This window comes from Thermodesulfobium sp. 4217-1 (genome assembly GCF_039822205.1).
In the GTDB taxonomy this organism is placed as follows: Bacteria; Thermodesulfobiota; Thermodesulfobiia; order Thermodesulfobiales; family Thermodesulfobiaceae; genus Thermodesulfobium.
The window spans coordinates 50,016-57,962 of sequence record NZ_JBAGBW010000014.1; the positions used below are offsets into that span (position 1 = coordinate 50,016).

General features: G+C 37.2%; 6 protein-coding genes. 4 read left to right on the top strand and 2 right to left on the bottom strand.

Translation table 11 applies throughout. From position 1 onward, the window contains the following. The first annotated feature begins 2 nt into the window (after positions 1-2). Genes V4762_RS06545 through selA form a run of 4 tightly spaced genes read left to right on the top strand, consistent with a single transcriptional unit; the run spans position 3 to position 6,208 of the window. Positions 3-1,163, top strand: a complete 1,161-nt coding sequence (locus V4762_RS06545) for an efflux RND transporter periplasmic adaptor subunit (protein WP_347314981.1) — start codon at positions 3-5, stop codon at positions 1,161-1,163. 3 nt (positions 1,164-1,166) lie between these two features. Continuing rightward, positions 1,167-4,289, top strand: a complete 3,123-nt coding sequence (locus V4762_RS06550) for an efflux RND transporter permease subunit (RefSeq protein ID WP_347314982.1) — start codon at positions 1,167-1,169, stop codon at positions 4,287-4,289. 43 nt (positions 4,290-4,332) lie between these two features. After that, positions 4,333-4,857, top strand: a complete 525-nt coding sequence (locus V4762_RS06555; RefSeq protein ID WP_347314983.1) for a hypothetical protein — start codon at positions 4,333-4,335, stop codon at positions 4,855-4,857. A gap of 1 nt (position 4,858) precedes the next feature. Continuing rightward, positions 4,859-6,208: an L-seryl-tRNA(Sec) selenium transferase gene (gene selA / locus V4762_RS06560; protein WP_347314984.1), complete on the top strand. Its 1,350-nt coding sequence runs from the start codon at positions 4,859-4,861 to the stop codon at positions 6,206-6,208. A gap of 4 nt (positions 6,209-6,212) precedes the next feature. On the opposite strand, the gene V4762_RS06565 is transcribed toward selA, so the two are convergent. Further along, positions 6,213-6,371, bottom strand: a complete 159-nt coding sequence (locus tag V4762_RS06565; protein ID WP_347314985.1) for a hypothetical protein — start codon at positions 6,369-6,371, stop codon at positions 6,213-6,215. Positions 6,372-6,384: 13 nt separating this feature from the next. Continuing rightward, a complete protein-coding gene (locus V4762_RS06570; RefSeq protein WP_347314986.1) occupies positions 6,385-7,830 on the bottom strand; it encodes an NAD(P)/FAD-dependent oxidoreductase in 1,446 nt (481 codons plus the stop codon). Positions 7,831-7,947 lie beyond the last annotated feature (117 nt).

Below are 7,947 nucleotides of genomic sequence, written 5' to 3' on the forward strand. Positions count from 1 at the left end.
GTATGATGAAAAATATTTTAAAAAGAAAAGTTTTACTTGCATCATTATTGATAGGTGTTTTAGTAGTTGCAGGCTTAGTTTTTGCTCTGCTTAACAAGAAACCCATGCCCATACATCAGCCTGTATCAGTTAAGACTATGAAGGTGGTAGTTAAGGACACTGACGTTTATCAGGATTATGTGGGTCAGGTGGAAGCTGTAAATGATATCGAAGTTAGGTCTAAAGTATCTGGCAACATCGTAGAGAAATTCATAAAAGGTGGAGAGATAGTAAAAGCTGGTCAACCACTCTTTCAAATTGATAAAAGAACCTATGTAGCTGCTGTTTCTAATGCTAAAGCACAGTTAGCTCAAGCAATTGCAAATTATGACAATGCAAAACTTGATGCAGATAGATATAAAGCTCTTGCTGCTCAGGATGCTGTTTCTCAGCAGACTTCTGATACTGCTACTTCGGTAGCATTACAAGACTATCAGATTGTGGAGGCGATGAGGGCAAACCTAAAACAGGCAGAAGATAATCTAAGTGATACTTTGATAGTAGCACCCTTTAGCGGGAAGCTTGGTGTGGGAGACGATCTGAGTCTGGGCGCGTTTGTGACTGCTGGTCAGACTGTAATGTGCACTTTGTCATCTCCAGATCCGATGTACGTTTTGTTCAGCATATCTGAGAACGACTATTTAAATATGGTTAAGAATGGCATTGATCCTATGAACAGTGATGTTGGGAAAAACGTCGTGCTAACTCTTTCTAATGGCACTACCTATAAGTATCACGGAAAGATAGCTGAGATAAACAGAGGGCTAACTCAAAATACAGGCACTCTCTCAATTAAGGCTCTTTTCCCCAATCCTGACAATGTTCTTGTGCCAGGAATGTTTGCCAATGTGGTTCTTAAAGAAGGCAATTTAAAAAATGCTATACTTATTCCTCAAATGGCAGTTCAGCAGGTCTTGGACAAAACCTTTGTTACTATTGTAGATAGCGATAATAAAGCGCAAATGGTGCCAGTTAAAATGGGTCCAAGAGTTGGATCTTTTTGGGTTGTAGAAGAGGGGTTGAAACCTGGTGACAACGTCATAGTCGAAGGGTCCCAAAAGGCGCCTACTGGAACGGTAGTCAAGCCGACAGAAATAACTCCTGAGTCACTGGGCTTAAAGTAATTTATGGCACAATTTTTTATTAAAAACCCAATTTTTGCCATAGTAGTCTCGCTGATTATTGTATTATTAGGGCTTCTTGCAATGACAAACCTACCTATCGCTGTCTATCCTCAAATTACACCTCCTCAGGTGAACGTCATAGCAAGCTATCCTGGTGCTAATGCTGAGACTGTAGAACAAACTGTAGCTCAGCAAATGGAGGACCAAGTAAACGGCGTAGAGGGCATGGTTTCAATGCTATCAACAAGTACTGATGCAGGGAGCTATACGTTAAACGTTCAGTTTGAGCTTGGTAAAGACCCAGACATGGCAACAGTCCAAACACAAAATAGGGTAGGGCAGGCATCTCCTCTCTTGCCAAATGCAGTTGTCCAATATGGAATAAACACGATGAAAGTAACTCCTCAAAACGTTCTTGTGTTTTCACTTTACTCTCCTAAGGGCACGTATGATTCTACCTTTCTTGCAAATTATGGAAATATTAACATAGTTCATCAATTGCAAAGGGTTAAGGGCGTCGGTCAGGTAAATATGTTTGGATCTCCTTTTGGTATGAGGATATGGCTAAACCCTGAGAAGATGGCTCAATTGGGCATTACAACAACTGATGTATATAATGCAATTCAGGAACAAAACTTACAGGCAGCATCAGGTACTATAGGCCAGATGCCTACAGCATCCAATCAAGCATTTCAATACACCACAAGGGTAAAAGGCAGGTTAAGTACCCCCCAAGAATTTGATAATGTAATCATCAGAGCAAATCCCGATGGTTCTATCGTGAGGCTTAGGGATATTGCAAAAATTGATATGGGTGGAAGGTTTTATACATATAGTTCAACTATGAATAACTATAATGCTGCTGCTTTCGGTGTGCAGCTAACTCCTGATGCTGATGCCTTGAAAACTGTAGATGAATGCAAAGCAATCATAGCAAAAGCTGAGAAGAGTTTCCCGCCTGATATGAAATCAGAAATTATAGTAGACAATACGCTTTTTATAAGAGAGTCTTTAAAAGAGGTTTTGATAACCTTATTTGAAGCCTTGCTTTTGGTTATGGCAGTAATTTTTATCTTTTTACAGTCGTGGAAAGCGACTCTTATACCAATGCTTGCAGTGCCAGTGTCGTTGATAGGTACGTTTGCCACATTTCTTGTTTTTGGATTTTCTATAAATACCCTTACACTTTTTGCTATGGTTTTAGCAATAGGTTTGGTAGTTGATGACGCGATTGTCGTTATTGAGGCAGTAGAGCATCACATTCGATATGACAATATGAAACCTTTTGAGGCGGCGCAGAAAGCTATGAAAGAAGTCTCTGGTGCAATAGTCGCTATCGCATTTGTCTTGTCTTCTGTTTTTATTCCTGTTGCCTTTTTTGGTGGAACTATGGGAGTATTGTACAAGCAATTTGCGTTAACCATTACCGTTTCTATGATACTTTCTGTAATAGTAGCTCTTTCTCTTACGCCTACTTTATGTGCAAGAATGCTCACACCTTATGATCCAACAAAACATAAGGGATTGTTAGCCAAATTTTTCGATAAATTTAACGATATTTTCGAAAAAATGATTTCTGAATATTCTAAGATTGTTTTTAAATTTGTTAGAAAAGTAAAATGGGGACTGCTGTTTATTTTATTATTGACAGCTGTTACTTTTTTCATTATATCTCAACTTCCAACCTCATTTGTGCCAGATGAAGATCAGGGGTATCTAATTACTGCGGTTTCTCTGCCAGAGGGCACAAGCTTGAATGTCACCTCTAATGAAATGAATAATATTGGTGAGGTAATAAGAAAAATTCCAGGTGTATATGCTGTAACATGTATTAGCGGTATCAACTTTTTAACATTCGCTGCAGATTCAAGTACTGGAATAGTATTTATAAGACTTAAGCCCTGGGATGAAAGAACAACTGATCAGACTTCTGCCTCAGGCATTATAAAACAGATATTTATTAAATCAGGACAATTTCCAAACGCAACAATATTACCTTTGCTGCCTTCTTCATTGCCAGGAATTGGTACAAGGGGAGGCTTTACAATGATGCTTGAAGATAGAAGTGGGACTACAAGTAATCAAGATTTGGGCAATATATCTAAAGAATTCATTCAGGAAGCCAAAAAAATGCCAGCTATCGGAACGATTTATTCCACTTATAACGCTAATGCACCTGGTTACACATATAATATAGATAGGGATAAGGTAAAAAAACTGGGCATTCCTCTTGATGACGTTTTTAATGCAATGCAAGCATTCTATGGTGGTATTGAGATAAATGATATAAATCTTTATGGAGAAACCTATAAAGTTACAATGCAAGCTTTACCGCAATTTAGGAAGAGTCCTGATGACATAAAATATTTCTTTGTAAAAAACTCAAGCGGCCAAATGGTTCCGCTAAGCACTCTTGCTACCGCAAAACTTACAAATGGTCCTTCAGTAATACAAAGATTTGATGGCTACAAAACAATTCAAATCGGAGGTAACCCTGCTGCAGGATATAGTTCTGGCCAGGCTATGCAAGCACTGGTGGATACTGCTCAGAAAGTTTTGCCAAGATCTTTTTCTTATGGTTGGTCAGACTTAAGCTTGGAAGAGCAAAAATCAGGTCAAAAAGCGCCTGTACTGTTTGCACTCGCTATTATTTTTGCATTCTTATGTCTTGCAGCTCTTTATGAGAGTTGGTTTGTGCCAATTAGCGTGGTATTATCTGTTCCTACTGCAGTCTTTGGCGCTGCCTTTTTCCAATATGCCAGACACCTTAACAACAACGTTTATATGCAAATTGGCCTTGTTATGCTTATAGGTCTTGCTGCCAAAAATGCTATCTTGATAATCCAGTTTTCAAGACAGAGAGAAGAAGCTGGCATGAGTCAGATCGAAGCTGTGGTAGAGGCTGCAAAAGTCAGGCTTAGGCCAATTCTTATGACGTCATTTGCGTTTATATTTGGTTGTCTGCCTTTGGCAATAGCAACTGGTGCAGGCTCAGGCGCAAGAATTGCTATGGGCACATCGGTAGTTGGCGGGATGTTCACGGGCACATTTATTGGTGTTTTTATAATACCTGTCCTATACGTTGCAGTTGAAAGGGTTGCTTACAAGATATTTAAGAAGAGATAATTTCGTAAATTTTTATTTTTTATGTATTTAAGGAGATGTTAACTTGACTATATTAGAATTTTCTTTTAGAAACAGCATTGGATCCTTTCCTGTAGTGCATGAAATTTCTGAGATATATAGCTTTATAAATAAAGATTTTTCACCCTTTCCAAATTATAGGGTTTTACAGCTCTCAGCTATTGAAGATGATTTGGCAAGCATAAAGGTTTCGCCTTTCTTTTCAGTACTTTTCTGCGCAGGTAAGGCTTTCCTCTCTAAGGGAATAAGATTTGATGTGAGAGATGTTAGTTTTTATAATATGTCGCGAAATTTGTTTTCTTTTGATGATGTTAAAGAAAATATTAATTTATGTAGATTTCATTATAGAGGCAATGTAAGGCCTTTGAAAGATTTGTTTTTAGGATTGGATTCAGATTTTTTTAATGAAAGGTCTATAGATATTAAGTGTTTATATCTTTTTAACATATTTGAGGGGTTGTTTCTCCCTATGCCAGAAGAAGAAGTTGTTTTTGAGAATAAGTTAGGCAATTTCAAATTTGTCTGTGAATTCAACAATATAATTAGGTAAAATGGACTTTTCTCAACTCCCTTCAATATCTTATATTTTGGAAGAGATAAAAAAAAGTGATATTGAAATTCCACATGACTTATGTGTATTGGTTAGTCAGAGAGAGGTGGAGATTTCAAGACAGCTAATTAAGAGTGGCAAGAGCATTGCCAAGGACAAAGTAATCGAAAGTGTTTTGGTCAAATTAAAATTTTTTAGCAATTCTGTACTCAGAAGACTGATTAACGCCACAGGAATTATTGTACACACCAATCTTGGAAGATCTCCTTTGAACGAGTCTGTAGCTAAAGAAGTGGCTAAAATAGCTACTAACTATTCAAACCTTGAATACGATCTTTTTAATAATAAAAGAGGTAAAAGAGATTCTCTGGTGAGAGATTTACTGGTAGCCCTCACAGGAGCCGAAGATGCAACGGTGGTGAATAATAATGCTGCTGCTGTTTATATAATTTTAAATACTATTGCGAATAACAAAGAAATTTTAATTTCAAGGTCTGAGCTCATTGAAATTGGTGGATCATTTAGGATTCCTGATGTAATATCGTCTTCTGGAGCAATTCTGAAGGAAGTCGGGACAACCAATAAAACTCATTTAAGAGATTATGAAAATAACTTAAACGAATTAACTGGCGCTATTATGAAGGCTCACCAAAGCAATTTTTATCAAGAGGGATTTGTTCACAGTGTAGAAATTGAAGAATTGTCAGATCTTGCTAAGAAAAAAAATATTTTATTTTTTGAAGATTTGGGCAGCGGATGCCTGGTTGATTTAAGGAAATATGGTTTAAATCACGAACCTACTGTGCAGGAAAGTTTGAAAAAGGGTGTAAATATCGTTAGCTTCTCTGGAGATAAATTGCTTGGTGCAGGGCAGTGTGGAATTATTTTGGGTGAAAATAGATTGATTGAGATGATTAGAAAGAACCCTCTAATGAGAGTATTGAGAGTTGACAAGATGACTTTGTGCGCTCTTGAGGGGACTTTGAGATTGTATCTTGATAAACGACATGAAGAAATACCTGTTTATAAAATGTTGTCGAAAACCGTAGATGAAATGATAGTTGATGCAAAAAAGGTCATCAATAACGTAAAAAATGACAATTTAATACTGAAAATTCTTGAAAGCGAAGGCAGACTTGGCGGTGGATCTACCCCTAAGAGCTCTTTCAAAACTATTGGAGTAGGGTTGATGCATAAAAAATTATCGATAAAAGAGATTGAAACTTTTCTGACAAGAAGAGATGTGCCCATAATTGGCAGGGTCTTGGATGAATATTATTTTCTTGATATGAAGACGGTTTTTCAGGACGATATTGATTTTATCTCGAGCACATTAAACCAAATGCATTAGCTTTCTAATTCCCATGTGATTTCAGTATCATAAGAGTCATTTTGACATTTATTATTGCAAACTTTATTAGTTGCCAAAAGAAAAAAGTTCTTAGAAATTTTGTGAATCCTAAGGGTTTTGACGCAAAAAAAGCTTGTTCATAAGGCTTTCTATTTTCAACCATTTTTAACACCTCACTATTCTGGAATTATATACCAAAATGGATTTTGTTTTGCTTTATATATAAACGCATAGTGCAAAAAAAGCTTGATCCAGTGCCCAGCTAAACCTATTTCTCCGAATGTATAGTTTAAGTCTCTGCCATATTCGGGAAATCTTTTGAAATCTGGAACAATTGGAAAAACAGTAATAGATACGGCTGTTCCTGAAAACAATCCTGTTCCTGTAGATGCTACGCAAGCAGCACCTAATTTTGCCATACTTGCTGTGTGTAAGGGCTTATCCCTGCCATTGACTAAGTTCGCTATACTTTGGGCTACAGCCTTTCCCATCATAGCTGACGGCATTCCAGTCCTGGGTGGCGCTGGTGATATTGTAGTTTTATTTGGACTTTGCATTGGCTTGCTAATTGGATGCGGAGGCGCAAATGCAATGCCTATTGCAAATATATTTTTATATATTGGATTTTGCAGTGTTTTTGGCCAATCTTCAGCATCCCATTCTGAATACGATTTTGGGTTATAATTCCCATCCACTTTCATAAAGCCATTTGGCAAAAATAAAGAGCTGGTAATATCTTCTTCATTTTTGTTAAAGGCTTTTAGACCTACGCCAGCAAATGGTGGTATTAGCATTGCAAAATCGAACTCTTGCTCATTGAAAGTGCCATCAAGAGTTTCGTATTTAATTTTATTTTTATCAATCTTTATCGGATGAGCTCTCTTTATCCAAAAAATCTCTCTCTCAGCAAAAAGAGACTCTGTAAAAGTCTTGCTATGGGCGATGTATCCGCCATATTTAAGGTGAAGGCTTCCCATCCCAAAGTCCCCAAGCTCGTATTCGTTGGTCATATAAACTATTTTCGCCCTGTCTCTTACGCCTTCTCTCCTTAACTTTGATTCCACATTGAAAAGATATTCAAAAGCAGCTCCCTGGCAGGTAGCCATTCCATGTCCCATGCCTACTACAATAGTTTTGTTCTTGCCAGCTTTCATTTCTGCAATTAAAGAACTCAGATTCTCCCAAGCTTGTACAGCGTGAGATGCGGAGCAAATTGATTGAGAATTTTTTGATGGGCCCAATCCTTCTGTAGCATCAAAATTTAATTTTGGTCCAGTAGCGTTTATGAGATAATCGTACTCTATATTTTTTACCTCTTTTGACGTTACACCTTCTGCAACTACAAATGGAGACGATATATCCCTGCTTCCTTCTGGGTATATCTTTGTCGCCCTTGCATTTATATAATTGATATCTGCCTTATTATAGATTGGTTCTAAATCAAACAGTACTTGTTCAGGCTTCATATCTCCCACGCCGACCCATACATTCGAAGGAATCCAGTTATACTTTTTTGTAGGGGAGATTACGGTAATCTGATGGTCTTTGCCTAAATATTTTCTCAATAAACATGACGCAGTATGTCCCGATATCCCAGCTCCTAAAACTACAATTTTTGACATTTAGGATCCCACCTTTAAAAAAATATTTATAACATTATATATTATTTGTTGGTTTTTGAATATAAAAATTATTAGCAAATAAATAACGGTAGTTTGACAGTTGAGCAGGTCCAAAAT

Bases quoted from the DNA above. Each gene is read 5' to 3' on its own strand.
- V4762_RS06545 (WP_347314981.1), top strand. From the start codon at position 3: ATGATGAAAAATATTTTAAAAAGAAAAGTTTTACTTGCATCATTATTG.
- V4762_RS06565 (WP_347314985.1), bottom strand. From the start codon at position 6,371: ATGGTTGAAAATAGAAAGCCTTATGAACAAGCTTTTTTTGCGTCAAAA.
- selA (WP_347314984.1), top strand. From the start codon at position 4,859: ATGGACTTTTCTCAACTCCCTTCAATATCTTATATTTTGGAAGAGATA.
- V4762_RS06550 (WP_347314982.1), top strand. From the start codon at position 1,167: ATGGCACAATTTTTTATTAAAAACCCAATTTTTGCCATAGTAGTCTCG.
- V4762_RS06570 (WP_347314986.1), bottom strand. From the start codon at position 7,830: ATGTCAAAAATTGTAGTTTTAGGAGCTGGGATATCGGGACATACTGCG.